This is a genomic window from Bacillus sp. 0909A (assembly GCF_036765115.1).
GTDB lineage: Bacteria > Bacillota > Bacilli > Bacillales > Bacillaceae > Bacillus > Bacillus mojavensis.
The window spans coordinates 81,376-97,532 of record NZ_JBAIZU010000004.1; the positions used below are offsets into that span (position 1 = coordinate 81,376).

General features: G+C 45.9%; 13 protein-coding genes. 3 read left to right on the forward strand and 10 right to left on the reverse strand.

Going from position 1 to position 16,157, the window contains the following annotated elements:
- Nucleotides 1–12: 12 nt before the first annotated feature.
- The 3 genes from V6D42_RS15305 to V6D42_RS15315 are packed head-to-tail and all read right to left on the reverse strand — an operon-like array spanning nucleotide 13 to nucleotide 1,676.
- A complete protein-coding gene (locus V6D42_RS15305; RefSeq protein ID WP_010333394.1) occupies nucleotides 13–840 on the reverse strand; it encodes a YihY family inner membrane protein in 828 nt (275 codons plus the stop codon).
- A gap of 23 nt (nucleotides 841–863) precedes the next feature.
- Complete coding sequence (locus V6D42_RS15310) at nucleotides 864–1,187, reverse strand: hypothetical protein (protein WP_326220100.1); 324 nt, start codon at nucleotides 1,185–1,187, stop codon at nucleotides 864–866.
- A gap of 18 nt (nucleotides 1,188–1,205) precedes the next feature.
- Nucleotides 1,206–1,676 (reverse strand): low molecular weight protein-tyrosine-phosphatase, encoded by a 471-nt coding sequence (locus V6D42_RS15315; protein ID WP_010333392.1) that lies wholly within the window; start codon nucleotides 1,674–1,676, stop codon nucleotides 1,206–1,208.
- A 201-nt stretch (nucleotides 1,677–1,877) separates the two neighbouring features.
- Here V6D42_RS15315 and V6D42_RS15320 point away from each other — a divergent pair, with 201 nt between their 5' ends.
- Nucleotides 1,878–2,093 carry a DUF1128 domain-containing protein gene (locus tag V6D42_RS15320; protein WP_326200948.1) on the forward strand — a complete coding sequence of 72 codons (216 nt, stop codon included), beginning with the start codon at nucleotides 1,878–1,880 and terminating at the stop codon, nucleotides 2,091–2,093.
- 240 nt (nucleotides 2,094–2,333) lie between these two features.
- Nucleotides 2,334–3,530, forward strand: coding sequence for an MFS transporter (locus V6D42_RS15325; protein WP_333513795.1), 1,197 nt, complete (start codon nucleotides 2,334–2,336; stop codon nucleotides 3,528–3,530).
- A gap of 34 nt (nucleotides 3,531–3,564) precedes the next feature.
- Here the strand turns inward: V6D42_RS15325 and yfkM are convergent, their stop codons facing one another.
- Nucleotides 3,565–4,083 (reverse strand): general stress protein 18, encoded by a 519-nt coding sequence (gene yfkM / locus V6D42_RS15330; protein ID WP_105991360.1) that lies wholly within the window; start codon nucleotides 4,081–4,083, stop codon nucleotides 3,565–3,567.
- A 242-nt stretch (nucleotides 4,084–4,325) separates the two neighbouring features.
- On the opposite strand from yfkM, the gene V6D42_RS15335 reads away from it, so the two are divergent.
- A complete protein-coding gene (locus V6D42_RS15335; RefSeq protein WP_333513796.1) occupies nucleotides 4,326–8,714 on the forward strand; it encodes a multifunctional 2',3'-cyclic-nucleotide 2'-phosphodiesterase/3'-nucleotidase/5'-nucleotidase in 4,389 nt (1,462 codons plus the stop codon).
- A 37-nt stretch (nucleotides 8,715–8,751) separates the two neighbouring features.
- Here the strand turns inward: V6D42_RS15335 and V6D42_RS15340 are convergent, their stop codons facing one another.
- The 6 genes from V6D42_RS15340 to V6D42_RS15365 form a co-directional block, all read right to left on the reverse strand.
- Nucleotides 8,752–9,417: an NAD(P)H-dependent oxidoreductase gene (locus V6D42_RS15340; RefSeq protein ID WP_010333387.1), complete on the reverse strand. Its 666-nt coding sequence runs from the start codon at nucleotides 9,415–9,417 to the stop codon at nucleotides 8,752–8,754.
- Nucleotides 9,418–9,554: 137 nt separating this feature from the next.
- The gene (gene treR, locus V6D42_RS15345; RefSeq protein ID WP_010333386.1) at nucleotides 9,555–10,271 is read right to left on the reverse strand and encodes a trehalose operon repressor; all 717 of its coding nucleotides are present in this window, start codon (nucleotides 10,269–10,271) and stop codon (nucleotides 9,555–9,557) included.
- Between the two features lie 20 nt (nucleotides 10,272–10,291).
- The gene (gene treC, locus V6D42_RS15350) at nucleotides 10,292–11,980 is read right to left on the reverse strand and encodes an alpha,alpha-phosphotrehalase (RefSeq protein ID WP_333513797.1); all 1,689 of its coding nucleotides are present in this window, start codon (nucleotides 11,978–11,980) and stop codon (nucleotides 10,292–10,294) included.
- A 73-nt stretch (nucleotides 11,981–12,053) separates the two neighbouring features.
- Nucleotides 12,054–13,466 carry a PTS system trehalose-specific EIIBC component gene (treP, locus tag V6D42_RS15355; RefSeq protein WP_268472471.1) on the reverse strand — a complete coding sequence of 471 codons (1,413 nt, stop codon included), beginning with the start codon at nucleotides 13,464–13,466 and terminating at the stop codon, nucleotides 12,054–12,056.
- 666 nt (nucleotides 13,467–14,132) lie between these two features.
- Nucleotides 14,133–15,548: an alanine/glycine:cation symporter family protein gene (locus V6D42_RS15360; protein WP_333513798.1), complete on the reverse strand. Its 1,416-nt coding sequence runs from the start codon at nucleotides 15,546–15,548 to the stop codon at nucleotides 14,133–14,135.
- 137 nt (nucleotides 15,549–15,685) lie between these two features.
- On the reverse strand, nucleotides 15,686–16,078 hold the full coding sequence (locus V6D42_RS15365) for a J-domain-containing protein (protein WP_333513799.1): 393 nt from the start codon (nucleotides 16,076–16,078) through the stop codon (nucleotides 15,686–15,688).
- Between the last annotated feature and the right edge of the window lie 79 nt (nucleotides 16,079–16,157).

The window sequence follows — 16,157 nt, forward strand, 5'->3', positions numbered from 1 at the left end:
TTATAGGGTGCTCTAATTGTAGGGATTTTCATCAGGAAGCTTTTTACGTTTATGTAAAAGCGCATTGATTTCTCCCCCTAAAATAATTAAAATCCCGCTTAAGTAAAACCAGATCATCAGGACGATGATCCCCCCAATGCTTCCGTATGTGGCACTATAGTTCGCAAATGTACTGACATAAAACGAAAACAAGGTGCTGACGACAATCCAGCCGATGGCCGCAAACAGTGCACCTGGCATCACAAAGCGAAGCGACAGCTTTTTGTTAGGGGCGATGATGTACAAAGCAGAAAAAACAATCAGCAGCACAAGCGGGCTGACTCCCCAGCGAATCGCAGTCCAGATGGATAAAAACAGGTCCGACGCGCCGACAAAATCCGCAGCAAGCAGTCCGATCTGCCGGCCGAATACCGGCAGAAGCAGGGCAACTAAAATGGTAAACACCATGGCAATCGTCAGAAAAATTGAGGTTAGACGAACAATGATAAAAGAGCGGTTTTCCTCCACTTCATACGCGTGGTTTAACGATCTGACGATGGAATTCATTCCATTAGACGCAGACCATAACGCCGCGATGATCCCGAATGACAGCAATCCGCCGTTTCGGTCATTTAATGTTTGGTGGGTAATGGATTCAATGAGGGACATCGCACTCCCGGGAGCGTATTGTTTCACAACCCCCAGCACGTCATCTGTAGAAATTGGAAGATACGCGGTGAGCGTCAGCATAAAAATCAAAAACGGAAACAGCGATAATAGAAAAAAATACGCCAGCTCCGCAGATTTGCTTTGCCCCTCATGAAGGGTGTATCTGCCGAACAGCTCTTTCAGAAAGTTCATGTCGTCTCACCTCGAATGTTTGATCATTTATCTTTTGAAAAGTGGTCCTTCGTTTCCTGTACCAGCTCCATCACTTTCGGCGTTGTTTTTTTCAGTTCTTTGACTTGCTGATTAACGAAGCCGACTTCATCTGACAGCGTCTGGGCCAGCTGTTTTGCTTGATCAATTTTTGTAATGACATTGTTTTTCAATAGTTCAGGATTGTTTTTGTACAGAGACATTCTATGCTTGCACGTCATCCATCTCATGCCGCAGGCCTGTCTCGTCGGCTTATGGAATAAGGATAGCGCAGCGCCTGCCGCGGCTCCGAGAATGACCCCTTTCAGCAACCAGCGTTCATTGTTCATGATGAACACTCCTTTCCCTTACAATAGTTTTTCTTCTTGAATGGATGCAAGCAGATGCTCACAGCCTGATCTGATCAATTGGTAGACCTCGTCAAAGTTCCCAGTGTAGTAAGGGTCGGGAACGTCCGCAAGATCTGAATCATCAACGTAGTCAAGCAGCCTCTTGATCTGTGCGGCTTTTTTAAACCCCGCCATGCTTCTCAGGCTTCCGATATTTTCTGCATCCATCGCAATGATGTAATCAAAATCGGTTAAATCCTGTTCGCGCACCTGGCGCGCTAGCATGCCTTCAAAGCTGATTCCTTCTCTGCGCAATATCTCCTGCGTTCCTTCATGCGGAGGATTGCCGATGTGCCAGCCGCCGATGCCGGCTGAGTCTGTTCTGATTTTCCCCTCTAATCCTTTTGTTGCTGCCAAGTCCCGAAATATCGCTTCCGCCATTGGAGACCGGCAAATGTTTCCCAAGCAAACAAATAATACGCTGATCATGTTGTGCAACCTCCCTATTCTTTGCCCATATATCTCTAAAAAGAAACCTTTACCGCTATCTTAGTAGGATGTTCAAGAACATTTCAACTGATGTCACCACTTTTTTGAAATAAATGGCCGAAATGAGAATAGGGTTTTTTTCTGATGAAATTCTGTTAGAATAAAACATACCAAATGACGCGAAAGAAAGGATGTAATCATTTGTCCAGCCAAAATACAGAAACATTAACTCAAATGATTGAAGAGATTTCACAAAAACTGAACATGCTGAATGTCGGGGTTATCAAAGCGGAAGACTTCAGCGACGAAAAAATAGAGGATCTCACCTACCTTCATAAAATGGTGATGAAAAAAGATGCATTCAGCCCGAGCGAAATGCAGGCGATCGCTCAAGAACTTGCATCACTTCGAAAATAATGGGGCTTGCCGGCATTCGGCAAGTCTTTTTTATTATTGATGAAGATGATCTTTTTGCTTTCGTTTGTTGGGGAGCCGGAAAGACGCGGCAGCAGGCATGCCCGCAAATATCTACCCGATGACAGCAAGCTGAAGAAGCATGCTGCCGGACAATTGAAAGACTCGTCATCATGCTGCAGCAAGGCGCCGGTCTTGGCGAACACAGCAAATGGTCGAATAAGATTTTGAAGGAGTACTAGAATGAAAACGAAATACGTCAAAACAGCAACCGGAATGTACATAAACTACTTCTTGCTCGGAATGGTCAATATTATTCTCGCATCCAACATGTCCTCCTTAACAAAGCAGTGGAATACCGACCCGACAGGCATCAGTTATGTAATTGCGGCTATCGGATTCGGCAAGCTGCTGACATACGGAATATCTGGCGTTTTATCAGATAAAGTAGGCAGAAAACCGCTCATTGTGGCTTCCGCCGGAATGATGGCTGTCTTTTTAGTCGGTATTCCCTTATCACCGAGTTATGAACTTGCGTTTGTGTTTGCTTTATTAGCCGGAGTCGCAAATTCAGCCATGGACGCAGGAACATATCCGGCTTTAACGGAGCTCTTTCCAACTGCCCCCAGCTCGGCGAATGTCTTGGTAAAAGCTTTTATGTCTCTCGGGGCCGCTCTTTTGCCGCTCCTGATTACAGTTTTGGCAGACCATAGCCTATTCTACGGATTTGCATTTTATTTGCCGGCAGCCGTCTATGCGCTGAACATCCTCTATTTATCAGCAGTTTCGCTGCCAAAAAAACAGAAACAACCAATCAGCTCCGGACAACAGGGATCTCCAGCTTTCTTATCAGAACCCGACATGAAGAAAGAAGGCGCTGCCCTGATTATTATTGGCTTTACTTCAACAGCTTTATTTACAGTATCTCAAATTTGGCTCCCAAGCTATGCCCAAAAGGCTGCAGGGTTAGCTGAATCAGCATCCGTACAATTGCTGAGCTACTATAGTATAGGATCTTTGGTATCGGTTTTATTATTAGCTCTTTTGCTGAACAGATGGGTAAAACCGGTGATAATTACGCTGCTGTACCCCGTTATTACATTATGTACGCTTGCGGTTATGCTGACAGTTCACGATCCAGTAGTGCTGGACATCACAGCCTTTTTCTTAGGATTTTCAACCGCTGGTGTGTTTCAAATTACCGTTACATTAATGACAGAGCTTTTCTGGAAACGCAAAGGCACCGTCACCGGAATTGTTGCGACAGCTTCAAGTCTTGCGTCGATTCTGCTGCCGATTGCTACCGGACTCATTGCAAAAGCAGGAGGCATAGCCCATATCTTTATGTTCGACTTCGGCATTGCTGTCATCGGGACAGCCTCCGCTGCCTTTTTGTATTACAGATACAATAAACTAACCGCAGGCTCCAAGCGATCATGAAAAAACGGACGTCCCCGCAGGGCGTCCGTTTTTGTTATTTTTCAAGCAGTGCCAAAGACTCGCGGTTAAATGCAGGAATGTCATCCGGCGTGCGGCTGGTGACCAATTGATTTTGGCAAACCACTACCTCTTGGTCGACGACATCAGCCCCCGCGTATTCCATATCTACACGAATAGACGTATAGCCTGTCGCTTTTCTGCCTTCCAGCGCTTTAGCAGTAATCAGCAGCTGCGGGCCGTGACAAATCGCAAATACCGGCTTTTTGTCCGTCATAAACGCTTTTGTAAACTGGACGAACCGGTCATCGGCACGAAGCTGGTCGGGTGAAAACCCTCCCGGAATTAATAGCGCGTCAAAGTCAGAAGGGTTTACGTCATCAATGGACGCATCAACTGTGACTTGCGCATTCCCCTGCTTGCCTTTTACGGTTTTCCCTTTTTCATTTTCGATAACGGTCAGCTCATGCCCCGCTTCTTTAAATGCTTTGGCTGGTTCAGTATACTCGCTGTCTTCGAAATAATCTGTCAGCACAACGGCGATTTTTTTACCCATGATTAATAACCTCCCCCTTAATATGTCTACATAAAACACTCTACCCCAGCCACAATATCATAAACATTTTACAGATCTGACACACGATAAGCACAATGACCCAATTCACATCATCCAAAGATGATACATAATACTTATTTTTCTCCCTTTTACAATAATCATAAAGAAACATCTACAAATGCTTACAAAATATTCTTACAATAGAACCTGTAACATAAATTTCGTTGAAAGGTGGAGAACTGGTGAGAATACAGAAAAGACGAAAAGACGTCAGTAACATTCTCCGTATTCTGCTGCCCCTCATTATGATACTTAGCCTAATCCTCCCAACACCGCCCGTTTACGCAGAAGAAAACACGGCTCCTCAAGTGAATCTCAGTATTTTGGCTACAACTGATATTCATGCCAATATGATGGATTACGATTACTACAGCGACAAAGAAACGACAGAATTCGGGCTTGCCAGAACGGCTCAGCTGATCCAAAAGCACCGTGAGCAAAACCCAAACACCCTGCTCGTCGATAACGGCGACTTGATTCAAGGGAATCCGCTGGGCGAATACGCGGTGAAATATGAAAAAGACGACATTATCTCCGGCGCGAAAACCCACCCGATCATCAGCGTCATGAATGCGTTGAAATACGACGCCGGCACATTGGGGAATCATGAATTTAATTACGGGCTCGACTTTCTCGACGGTACGATCAAAGGAGCCAATTTCCCGATTGTAAATGCCAATGTCAAAACAACTGGCGGCGAACACCGTTATACGCCGTATGTTATTAACGAGAAAACTGTCACAGATGAAAACGGAAACGAACAGAAGGTCAAAATAGGCTACATAGGCTTTGTCCCGCCGCAGATCATGACCTGGGACAAAAAAAATCTCGAAGGACAGGTTCAGGTACAGGATATTGTCGAATCTGCCAATGAAACGATACCGAAAATGAAGGCAGAAGGCGCGGATGTCATTATTGCCCTTGCCCACACTGGTATTGAAAAGCAGGCGCAATCGTCAGGTGCAGAAAACGTTGTTTTTGACCTGGCCACGAAAACAAAGGGCATTGATGCGATTGTCTCGGGCCATCAGCACGGACTCTTCCCTTCCGCAGAATATGCGGGTGCCGCTCAGTTCGATGTTGAAAAAGGAACAATAAACGGCATTCCGGTCGTCATGCCAAGCAGCTGGGGCAAATATTTAGGCGTCATTGACCTCAAGCTTGAAAAAACAGACGGCTCGTGGAAGGTCGCAGATTCCATGGGCAGCATCGAATCAATTGCCGGCAGTGTCACTTCCAGAAACGAAGCCGTCACAAACACCATTCAGCAAACACATCAAAACACACTGGAATATGTCAGAAAGCCTGTCGGCAAAACAGAAGCCGACATTAACAGCTTCTTTGCACAGGTCAAGGACGACCCTTCTATTCAAATTGTGACAGATGCGCAAAAATGGTACGCGGAAAACGAAATGAAGGATACCGAGTATAAGGATCTCCCGATTTTGTCAGCCGGCGCGCCGTTTAAAGCCGGCGGCAGAAACGGAGCCAATTACTATACCAACATTCCGGCCGGGAATCTTGCGATTAAAAACGTCGGTGACTTGTATCTGTACGATAATACCCTCCAGATCGTGAAACTGACCGGCAGCGAAGTGAAGGACTGGCTCGAGATGTCAGCGGGCCAATTTAATCAAATCGATCCGTCTAAAGGCGGCGACCAAGCCTTACTGAATGAGAATTTCCGCTCCTACAACTTTGATGTGATTGACGGCGTCACCTATCAGGTCGATGTCACGAAACCGGCCAAATACAACGAAAACGGAAAAGTGATCAACGGAAATTCAAGCCGGATCATCAATCTTTCCTATGAAGGCAAACCGATCAGCCCGAGCCAGGAATTTCTCGTAGTGACAAATAATTACCGCGCATCCGGCGGAGGCGGTTTCCCTCATCTGACGAGTGATAAGATAGTCCACGGCTCCGCAGTTGAAAACAGACAGGTGCTGATGGATTACATTATTGAACAGGAAACATTAAATCCAAAAGCCGATAACAACTGGTCGATTGCACCGGTTTCCGGCACGAATTTGACGTTTGAATCTTCACTTTTAGCCAAGCCTTTTGCGGACAAAGCCGATGATGTCGCTTATGTAAGACATTCTTCAAATGAAGGCTATGGCGTGTACAAGCTTCAATTTGACGACGATTCAGATACCGATCCTCCTAAAGGCGGATTATGGGATCTTACCGTCATGCATACCAATGATACGCACGCGCACCTTGATGACGCAGCCAGACGAATGACGAAAATCAACGAAGTAAGAAACGAAACAGACCACAATATCCTGCTTGACGCGGGAGATGTGTTTTCCGGCGACCTGTATTTCACGAAATGGAACGGTTTAGCCGACCTGAAACTGATGAACATGATGGGTTATGACGCCATGACCTTCGGAAACCACGAATTTGATAAAGGTCCGTCCGTGCTTTCTGATTTTCTCAGCGGGAACAGCACTACTGTCGATCCGGCAAATCGGTATCACTTTGAAGCGCCTGATTTCCCGATCGTCAGCGCGAACGTGGATGTATCAAATGAACCTAAGCTGAAATCATATGTCAAAAAGCCGCAGACCTTTACTGCGGGAGAAAAGAAAGAGCCGGGCATCCATCCGTACATTCTGTTAGACGTTGACGGTGAAAAAGTCGCCGTTTTTGGACTGACAACAGAAGACACAGCCACAACATCCAGCCCGGGCAAAAGCATTGTATTTAACGACGCATTTCAAACTGCGCAGAACACCGTGAAAACGATTCAGGAAGATGAAAAAGTAAACAAAATTATTGCTCTCACCCATATTGGGCATAACCGCGATCTTGAGCTAGCCAAAAAAGTGAAAGGCATTGACTTGATCATCGGCGGGCACACCCACACCCTCGTGGACAAAATGGAGGTCGTGGAAAACGACGAACCGACAATCGTGGCGCAGGCAAAAGAATATGGCCAATTCTTAGGGCGTGTCGATGTCGTGTTTGATGAAAACGGCGTTGTACAAACAGACAAATCAAATCTGAGCGTGCTGCCAATTGATGAACATACAGAAGAAAACGCAGAAGCAAAAAAAGAGCTTGATCAGTTCAAAAATGAATTAGAGGACGTTAAAAATGAAAAAGTCGGCTACACGGATGTGGCGCTTGACGGCCAGCGTGAGCATGTGCGAACGAAGGAAACAAACCTCGGAAACTTCATCGCGGACGGCATGCTGGCAAAAGCGAAAGCATCAGCAGGAGCCGACATTGCGATCACAAATGGCGGCGGCATCAGAGCCGGCATAGACAAAGGCGTGATTACTCTCGGCGAAGTACTGAACGTCATGCCGTTCGGCAACACACTTTACGTCGCTGATTTAACCGGAAAACAAATTAAAGAAGCTCTTGAACAAGGCTTAAGCAATGTGGAAAACGGAGGCGGCGCTTTCCCTCAGGTGGCTGGAATCGAATATACCTTTACATTAAACAACGAACCTGGACAACGTGTTGTAGACGTGAAATTCGAATCGCCTAACGGAGAAAAAGTTGATTTGAATTCAGATGATACCTACCGCGTCGCAACAAATCAGTTTGTCGGCGGCGGTGGAGACGGATACTCTGTCTTTACGGAGGCATCCCATGGTGAAGACCTTGGTTACGTAGATTATGAGATTTTCACCGAACAGCTGAAAAAACTAGGAAACAAGGTCTCTCCTAAAATCGAAGGACGCATTAAAGAAGTATTCCTGCCGACTAAGCAGAAGGATGGCAGCTGGGCACTCGATGAAGACAAATTTGCGATTTATGCTAAAAATGCCAACACGCCATTTGTCTATTATGAAATGGCTGAAGGATCTCAAGAGAAGCCTATCAATCTAAAAATGAAAAAAGATCAGGTCAAGCTATTGAAAGATAGAGATTTAGATCCATCCCTGACGGTGTTCAACTATTGGTACAGCATGAAGCTTCCGATGGCGAACATTAAAACCGCGGATACTGAGATCGGAATTAAATCTAAAGGAGAATTAAACGTCTCTTTATCAAATGTATATGACTTTACATTGAAGCAAAAAGGAAAAGAAGTGAAATCATTTAAAGAACCCGTTCAGCTTTCGCTTCGGATGTTTGATATTGAAGAAGCTCACAACCCTGCCATTTACCATGTCGACCGGAAAAAGAAAGCTTTCACAAAGACAGAAAACGGATCAGTTGACAATGATATGGTAACAGGATACACAAACCACTTCAGCGAATACACGATCTTAAATTCCGGTGAGAACAATAAACCGCCGACATTCCCGTCCGATCAGCCGACAGGCGGTGATGACGGCAGCAATGGCGGAGGGTCCGATAAACCAGGCGGAAAACAGCCGACTGACGGGAACGGAGGAAATGATACACCTCCCGGCACTGAACCGACAAACGGCTCTGGTGGAAACGGTTCGGGCGGATCAGGAACAGACGGTCCGGCTGGCGGCCTGCTTCCGGACACAGCCACATCCATGTATTCCATCCTGCTGGCCGGATTTCTGATCAGCGCACTCGGCACAGCGTTATATTTGCATCAGCGAAGAAAACAGAACAGAGCGAATCAGGCATAAAAAAAGAGCTGCTCGCTTAGCGAGCAGCTTTCTTTATTTAAACCCACTTCACAACATCTTCAACAGCAGATCTTGTTTTCGGACGAGGGTCTCGCACACGGTAGCCGAACGCCACCATGACAGAAATATCAAAGCTTCCGTTTTCCAGAAGGCCTTCTTCTTCAAGAATACGATGAATTTCATCATATTGGAAGCCTTCCACAGGGCAGGAATCAACGCCGATTTGCGCAGCGGCAGTCATCATGTTGCCAAGCGCGATATAGGTTTGTTTGGATGCCCAGTCAAACAATGTTCTGTCACTTTCAAGCAAATGCAAATCATTTTTCTGGAATTCTTCTGTTTTGCTTAAATAGCCTTCGTACACGTCTTGAGGCATTTGTTTTACTTCTTTTAAATGACGTTTGATGTAATCCGCATTATATTTGATATCCTTCGCTGTACGCGCAAGAATCAGGACGAAATGGCTTGCGGTCGGTAGCTGCTTTTGCGCGCCCCATGTGTATTCACGAAGCTTCTCGCGGAATTCCGGATTTTGGACGACGACAAATTTCCAAGGCTCTAGGCCGAGTGAACTCGGAGACAGTCTTCCTGTTTCTAAAATAAATTCAAAATCGCTGTCTGATACTTTTTTATTCGGGTCAAATTCCTTAGTGGCATGCCTGAAATTGTATGCATCTAGAATTTGTTTCTTTAGATCTGCCATGTAAAACACCTCTCCTTTATGTTACTCTCATCTCTATTGTAGCCATTATGAGAAAAAGTAAAAGTACGCACATTTTTGTTGGATAGTATCAATTTTGATACCATACAAAAAAGCGCTCTGCCGCAGGCAGGCGCTCTTTATTTTCCCCGTCGCGCAAAATCGACAAACCTGAATTTGTCCAGACGGTGTCTGCTTTCGGTATATTGAAAGAGACTTGTATCCTCTAAAAAGACATAGTTTCTCACAACCACCATATGGTCATAGCCTCGTAAATCAAGCAATTCCCTGTCCTCATCCGTACACGGCTCGGCCACAATTTCTTTCTGTGCGTAACTGATCGAAAGACCAAGCTCTCCTTCAATATATTCATAAATGGAGTTTTCACAAATTTCTTTCGTCAGGTGAGGCACATGCTTTCTGAAAAAGTAGTCCTTGTCCAAAATGACATGCTCCCCGTCAATCTTTCTTGACCTGATCACTTCCCATATGTCATCACCCGGCTGCGCCCGAAGCTGTTTTTGGATCAGATCTGACGGGGGCACCAGCCCGAATGTGTGAACGGCTGTTTTCGTTTCTTTCCCCAAAGTTTGCGCCAGTTCCTTGAAGCTGACAAGCCCTGAGACCGGAAACTGCATTTTTTCACGGTTGAGAATCACGGAGCCTTTCCCTCTGATTTTCTGGATATATCCATTTTGAGCCAGCATGTGAAGCGCCTTTCGGACCGTTTCTCTTGATGTGCCGTACTGTGCGGTCAATTCATGTTCAGACGGAAGAATCTCCTCCGCCTTCCATCGGCCGTCTTCAATTTGCTGTGCGATGTCTTTATAGATTGTGATAAATTTATTCACCTTCATTTATGACCACCCAGCTTAGTTTAGCACGGTTTTGTTAAATGATAAACAATGGACTCATACGGGCGGAGCGTCATATTCTTCAGTTCCCCTCTCTCTTCATCGTTTGTCAGAAGCACCTCTGCCTCCCACTCGTCGGGCTTAAGCGTGTCCGGCAGTGTAAAGGCTGCCTCCGTCCCGTAAAAATTATTGATGACGAGCAGTTTCTCATTTTCGCCATGTCTCATATACGCAAACACGTTTGGATCGTCCTTTGCGATCAGTTCATACGTTCCGTCTGTGACAATGTCATACGCTTTGCGAATCTGAATCAGCTTCTGGTAGTGATAAAAGACCGAATGTTTGTCCTTCAGCGCCGCCTCTGCATTGATCTCCCGGTAATTGCCGGCGACCGGTATCCATGGCGTGCCTGATGTGAATCCGGCATTCGGCGTATTATCCCACTGGACGGGTGTTCTGGAATTGTCACGGGATTTTTCCTGTAAAATGGCTAAAATCTCTTTCTCCGCCATGCCTTTTTTCTTGAAGGCGTGATACATGTTCAACGACTCAACATCCCGATAGGAGCTGATGCTGGTAAACCTCGGATTCGTCATGCCGAGCTCTTCCCCCTGATAAATATAAGGTGTGCCCTGCATCATATGAATGGCCGTCGCAAGCATTTTTGCCGATTTCACCCGATGTGGACCATCATTTCCATATCTCGATACAATGCGCGGCTGATCATGATTGCACCAAAACAAAGCGTTCCAGCCCCCTCCCGCCTGCATCTCCGTCTGCCACACGGATAAAATCTCCTTCAGCTTCAGAAAATTGAACGGAGCCAAGGCCCATTTTTCTCCGTTTGGATAATCGACCTTGAGATGATGGAAGTTAAACGTCATATCAAGCTCTTCGTTGCCCGGATTTGTATAACGGATGCAATGGTCAATCGATGTAGAAGACATCTCACCGACTGTCATGCTGTCATATTTTGCGAATACCTCCCTGTTCATCTCATGCAAAAACTCGTGAACACGCGGTCCGTCTGTATAAAAGGAACGGCCGTCACCGCCGTCTTTGGCATTCGGAAAGCGCTGGTCTTTTGAAATCAGATTGATAACATCAAGCCTGAAGCCATCAATTCCTTTTTCAAACCAAAAATGCATCATCTCGTAGACATGCTTTCTGACCTCTTCATTTTCCCAATTCAAATCAGCCTGTGTGACATCAAACAGGTGCAAATAATATTGGCCTGAGGCTTCGTCTAGCTTCCATGCCGAGCCGCCGAATTTCGATTCCCAGTTTGTCGGGGCTGTACCGTTTTCGTTCGGGTTTTTCCATATATAAAAATCACGGTATGGACTGTCTTTTGAAGAAATCGCCTCTCTAAACCATGTGTGCTCAGTTGACGTATGATTGACCACAAGATCCATGACGACTTTTAAGCCCCTTTTGTGCGCTTCAGCTAATAAGCGTTCAAAATCTTCCATTGTGCCGTACTCTTGATAAATCGTGTAGTAATCCCGAATATCATACCCGTTATCATGCTGCGGCGAGTCGTAAATCGGCGTTAGCCAAAGAACATCAACCTGAAGCGTTTGTAAGTAATCAAGCTTTTCAATAATTCCATTCAAATCGCCAATGCCGTTTCCCGTCGTATCTTTAAAGCTTTTCGGATAAATTTGATAAACCACGGCTTTTTTCCACCATGGTGTTTGTTCTGTTTTCATCTGTCTCCACCACCGTCTTTTTTAATGAAAAAGGGAAAAAGGGACCGTCAATAACACGTCCCGCTCCCCTTTGTTATTTACGTTTTAGTCGCGCATAAGCGTATGTTCCGGCAAACGGAACAATTAAGACAATCGCCATTCCGATTGCGAATGCGCCCCAGTACTGGCTCATAATCGAGAAAATGCCGGGCACGCCGCCGACACCGACGGAGCTTGCCAAAACGCCTTGAGATGAGATATACATCCCGGCCAGCCCTGAGCTGATCATCGCAATGATAAAAGGAAATCTGTAGCGAAGGTTCACCCCGAATATGGCAGGCTCTGTAATGCCCAGATAAGCGGAAATGCCTGATGTTAAGGAAAGACCTTTTTGTTTCTCATCCTTTACGATAAACATCATCGCCAGCGCCGCTGATCCTTGGGCGATATTTGACAGCGCCAGCATCGGCCATAAAAATGTGCCTCCGAGCTTAGAGCCGATCAGCTGCAGATCTACTGCCAAAAACGTATGATGCATTCCGGTAATCACCAGCGCCGAGTATAAGCCGCCGTACAGCAGCCCGCCTAGCGCGGCAAATGAGCCGAACACCGAGATAAGCCCCGAAGTTAACACATTCCCAATCGCAAATGTGACCGGACCGATAATAATAAAGGACGCAAAACCCGTCACGAGCAGGGTAATCGGCGCGACGACTAAAAGCTGTATTCCCTCGGGTGTCCGTTTCGTCAAAAACAATTCAATCTTGGCAAGCAAATATGAAGCGAGCAAAATCGGGAGCACCTGCCCTTGGTAGCCGACCTTTTGCACCTCCAGACCGAAAAGATTCCATACGGGGATCTCTCCGCTTTGTTCCGCGGCGCCATACCCCCATGCATTCAGCAAATCAGGATGCACGAGCATAACGCCGAGTACAATGCCAAGGAGCGGATTTCCGCCAAACCGCTTCACCGCCGACCAGCCGATCAGCGCCGGCAGGAACGTAAAGGCCGTGCCTGCGATTAAATTGATCATGTTGGCGAGATCCGCCCACTGCGGATACACCTGCACAATCGACTTCGTATTGAAGAAAATCCCCTGCGCCGTTAAGATATTGTTGATCCCCATTAAGAGACCTGCCGTAACAATCGCCGGCAAAATCGGAATAAAGATATCTGCAAGCGTTTTCACAGCACGCTGCAAAGGATTCATATTTTTTTCTGAGGCCTTCTTCACATCGTCCTTTGTTGATTCGCCAATCCCCGTTTCCTTGACCAGTTCCGCATATACCTTGTTGACTGTTCCCTGGCCGATTACAACCTGAAACTGTCCGTTTGTCGAAAACGATCCCTTTACAACATCGATTTGATCCAGCACCTCTTGGTCAACCTTGCTTTCATCTATTAACGCGAAGCGTAAACGTGTTACACAATGAGTTGCCGCTGCAATATTTTCGGCACCGCCGACTGCTTCAACAATTTGCCGTGCTGATCTGTTCAGTTCCCCCATGCCAACCCCTCCGTTTGATAACTTGTATATACAACTTATGTTTATATTGTATTCTTGTATATACATGTAGTCAACAACTTTTTATAGCGCTTTCATACTATTCGTAAAGTCATAGAATGGCTTAACAAAAAGGTTAATCTAAAGAGCTAGCAAATGTTTTGAGAGGTGAGCCCTATGAATAAACACGAGAATACCCTGCAAGTTCCTCCGTGAGCTCGAGGCCAACAAGGAAGGGCCGATTTCTCCTATCTCAAGGAAAACACTATTAACAGAAGGATGGGGTTTGACTTCGGAAATGGACTGTGCGGATTTGTTGTATATTTCGAAGGAATCGTAAAATCTGAATCTATTCAGGATCACGCCCTCCTTCCTTTTTGCGGCATCTGAAAGAAGAAATAGAGAAAGACGAGGAATCTCTGCCAATACGCTGTCTATTTCCAGTGTATTGGCAGAGACGAGTTTGAAACTATTATTTTGTTGACGACAAAATGCCTGATTGTAAAAATAAAAGGCGGCTAAAGGAGAAGCATTGAAGAACCGATCGCCTAGTCCGCCATCAGAGGTTCAAGAGAGGCTTTACAGAAAGCCTCAGAGTCACTAACGCTCATTAATGGGGTGATGCGATTTTGCTGCCTTTGTTCATCTATTTGTTGAATACCAAGAACACTACGACTTTTTAGCTTCTTTTGTTTGGTAAACAGGGCCCTGTTTCGTTTTTCTTCTATCTTTCAGGTAATACTGTTCAGATGTGAAAAATTCGGTATACAGCGCTTTTACCTTCTTGCTCAATAATAACAGCGCAATCACATTCGGAACGAGAATGAAAGCTAACGCTAAGTCCAGAAAGCCCCAGATGGCTTTTGCTCCGCCTGCGGCACCTATGATAATAGCCGCTAAATAGACGAATTTAATGACATGTCCCGACAGCCGTCCGAATAGAAATTCAGCTTGTTTTACGCCGTAAAATATGACAACCATAATGGTCGAGACAACAAAAAAGACGAGAGAAATCGAAACGAAGTACCCTCCGCCAGCTCCGAAATAATGCTGAAATGCAGCCGTAGTCAATGCTGCTGGGTCATTTGAGGCGTCCTTCCCTGTCCAGACACCCGATGCAAGGACGACAAATGCCGTGGTGGTGCAGATAATCAAGGTGTCAATGACAATTCCGATCACAGACCAGAAGCCTTGTCTTACGGGGTGGTCAGTCATTGCCGCCGCATGTGCAATCGGGGCTGTTCCCATCCCGGCTTCATTAGAATACAGGCCGCGGGCAAATCCCCAGCGGATGGTTTCAGCCAAAGCAGCACCTGCGAATCCTCCTGCTGCCGAAGAAGAAGTAAACGCATTCGAAAAAATAAGAGAGAAAAACACCGGCACAGATGAAAGATTCATAAGAACAATCAGAAGACCGGCTCCCGCGTATGCACCTGCCATGAGAGGCACGACAAACTCAGTTACTTTTCCGATCCGCTTCACCCCGCCAATTACAACTAAACCAATCAAAAACGCGATCCCGATTCCGGCGTATATTTTATTGAAAGAAAACGTTTCGGCAAGAGAGACTGAAACTGAATTCCCTTGAACCATTATGCTTGGAATCAGCTCTACGATCAGTGCAACAGAAAAAAACACGCCGAGCCATTTCATGCGCAGTCCTTTTGTTATGTAATACATCGGTCCCCCGACAAATTCACCCTGCTCATTTTTTTCCCTGTAATGAACAGCAAGCACACTTTCTGAAAACTTAATCGCCATAGCAAATAAGGCAACCAGCCACATCCAAAATACCGCTCCGGGTCCTCCAAACATGATAGCCGCAGGCACCCCGACAATGTTCGCCGCCCCAATCGTCGAACTGAGGGCTGATGTCAATGCCTGAAGCGGCGTAACTGTCCCCTCTCCCTTCGGCTTTTTTCCTACGCTGCCGATCGTCTGCTTCAAAATGTATAGAGGATAGCGAAATTGAAAAAACTTCAGCAAAATGGTGAAGTACAATCCCGTCCCTGTCAGTAAGATGATTAGCGGCGGCCCCCATAGCCAATCAGATATACGCTCTACCCATTCCAATAGTGGTTCCATCCCATCACCCTTTACCCGTTTATGGGTCATTTCCCCACAGCTGGAAAAACATAAACCTTTTAGAACAGACAGAACTGAGTCAAATTGAGGAAAAAAGGAAGCTGGATGGCTAAAAAACAGCCGTCTGACAAGGAAAATTAAGTGGAAGAAGGTCTGTTTCGCCCAAGGCGATCATATACTTGATTCTTATAAAACGATGACGCCGGTTTGGAAAACATGCCTTTTTTGTCGGCAAGCTTATCGAGCATCAGCTGCTTCTCTGATTTTTTTCTTAATAATTGCTCACGTTCCTTTTCGTCATAGCATTTGGAGATTAAATGGTTGAGGGTCATAAGCTCTTTTTTAAGTGCACCCTCATCCTCAGCCATCCCTGCATTTTTTAACATACGATATCCCATCCGCAGAGATTCCGGCAAGTGAGCCGCATCATCCTTTGGCAGCGGTTTTCCCATTCCCGGCAGGTTGTCAAATTCTCCGTCTTTGATGGCGCGTTTAATCTTATCTTCAGACACAATATGAGAAAAATCCATCGTCCCACCTCTATTCATGTAATGAACATATTTTATCATACAGCTGTCACAAACCATATTATTCCTTTATTGACAGAAA

Bases quoted from the DNA above. Each gene is read 5' to 3' on its own strand.
- V6D42_RS15315 (WP_010333392.1), bottom strand. From the start codon at position 1,676: ATGATCAGCGTATTATTTGTTTGCTTGGGAAACATTTGCCGGTCTCCA.
- V6D42_RS15325 (WP_333513795.1), top strand. From the start codon at position 2,334: ATGAAAACGAAATACGTCAAAACAGCAACCGGAATGTACATAAACTAC.
- V6D42_RS15305 (WP_010333394.1), bottom strand. From the start codon at position 840: ATGAACTTTCTGAAAGAGCTGTTCGGCAGATACACCCTTCATGAGGGG.
- V6D42_RS15310 (WP_326220100.1), bottom strand. From the start codon at position 1,187: ATGAACAATGAACGCTGGTTGCTGAAAGGGGTCATTCTCGGAGCCGCG.
- V6D42_RS15365 (WP_333513799.1), bottom strand. From the start codon at position 16,078: ATGGATTTTTCTCATATTGTGTCTGAAGATAAGATTAAACGCGCCATC.
- V6D42_RS15360 (WP_333513798.1), bottom strand. From the start codon at position 15,548: ATGGAACCACTATTGGAATGGGTAGAGCGTATATCTGATTGGCTATGG.
- treR (WP_010333386.1), bottom strand. From the start codon at position 10,271: ATGAAGGTGAATAAATTTATCACAATCTATAAAGACATCGCACAGCAA.
- V6D42_RS15340 (WP_010333387.1), bottom strand. From the start codon at position 9,417: ATGGCAGATCTAAAGAAACAAATTCTAGATGCATACAATTTCAGGCAT.
- yfkM (WP_105991360.1), bottom strand. From the start codon at position 4,083: ATGGGTAAAAAAATCGCCGTTGTGCTGACAGATTATTTCGAAGACAGC.
- treP (WP_268472471.1), bottom strand. From the start codon at position 13,466: ATGGGGGAACTGAACAGATCAGCACGGCAAATTGTTGAAGCAGTCGGC.
- treC (WP_333513797.1), bottom strand. From the start codon at position 11,980: ATGAAAACAGAACAAACACCATGGTGGAAAAAAGCCGTGGTTTATCAA.